Annotated in this window: 2 protein-coding genes; both read right to left on the minus strand. The window is 66.5% G+C overall.

Annotation, left to right across the window (positions count from 1 at the left end; translation table 11 throughout):
• The coding region (locus DBR20_RS13060; RefSeq protein ID WP_181393081.1) for a TPM domain-containing protein at positions 1 to 350 on the minus strand (350 nt) is incomplete at its 3' end.
• 3 nt (positions 351 to 353) lie between these two features.
• Positions 354 to 974, minus strand: a complete 621-nt coding sequence (locus DBR20_RS13065; protein WP_025877902.1) for a LemA family protein — start codon at positions 972 to 974, stop codon at positions 354 to 356.
• Between the last annotated feature and the right edge of the window lie 132 nt (positions 975 to 1,106).

Genomic DNA, 1,106 nt, shown 5'->3' on the forward strand with positions numbered 1-1,106 from the left:
AGGCCATAGCCCGGTTCGATGCGCACCCGCCGATCCTCCTTGGCCACCACCAGCAGCACGCCGTCATCCACGCCCTTGCGCCCGATCTGCCACTGGTCGAACACGCGGGTGGTGTACTGGGCGATGTCCTCCGGCTGCGTAGTCGGCACCACCAGCACCTGCATCTGGCTGCCCTTGCGCTGCTGCAGGTCCAGCGCCTGCTGCACCAGCGCCTGCTTCTGCGCGGCATCCAGGGTGCCGGTGGTATCGACCACCGGCGAATCCAGCGCCGGGATCGGCGCCAGCGTCTGCGCCTGCACGGCCGACGGCAGCCACAACAGCAGCGCCAGCAGCGTAGTGGCCAGGCGCATCGGTCAGTGGCCCGGAGCCGGGGCGGGCTGCTGCTGCGGCGCGTTGCCGAAATCAACCGCCGGCGCGTTGGAGATCTGCGCTTCGTTTTCCACGGTGAAGTTCGGCTTGGGCTGGTAGCCGAAGATCTTCGCGGTGATCAGCTGCGGGAACGAGCGGATGTAGGTGTTGTAGTCCTGCACCTGCTGGATGTAGCGGCCACGGGCGACGGTGATGCGGTTCTCGGTACCTTCCAGCTGCGCCTGCAGATCGCGGAAGTTCTGGTCGGACTTGAGCACTGGGTAGTTCTCGGTGACCACCAGCAGGCGCGACAGCGCGCTGCCGAGTTCGCCCTGGGCCTGCTGGAACTGCTTGAGCGAGGCTTCATCGTCGGCGTTGACGTTGATCTGGCCAACGCGCGAGCGGGCGTTGGTGACTTCGGTCAGCACGCGCTCTTCCTGGCTGGCGAAACCCTTCACGGTCTGCACCAGGTTCGGCACCAGGTCAGCACGGCGCTTGTACTGGTTGAGCACTTCGGACCAGCTGGCCTTGACCGCTTCGTCCTTCTGCTGGATGGCGTTGTAGCCGCAGCCGGACAGCAGGGAGGCCAGCAGCAACAGGGGAATGAGGCGGGTCAACAGGCGCATGGCCAAGGCTCCGGGTGGACTGAGCGCCGAGCATGCCATGGTCGGTGTTAACGGGCGTGTGGAGAGTGTCGGCCGTCGTCGGCCATCGGGCGCCGCCCCCTCCGCGGTGGTTGTGTTTGCTGGATATCGGGG

It is taken from the genome of Stenotrophomonas sp. HMWF023, from assembly GCF_003060985.1.
GTDB classification, from domain to species: Bacteria; Pseudomonadota; Gammaproteobacteria; order Xanthomonadales; family Xanthomonadaceae; genus Stenotrophomonas; species Stenotrophomonas lactitubi.

What these genes read in the sequence shown, in the direction of transcription:
- DBR20_RS13065 (WP_025877902.1), bottom strand. Translation starts at nt 974, where the DNA reads ATGCGCCTGTTGACCCGCCTCATTCCCCTGTTGCTGCTGGCCTCCCTG.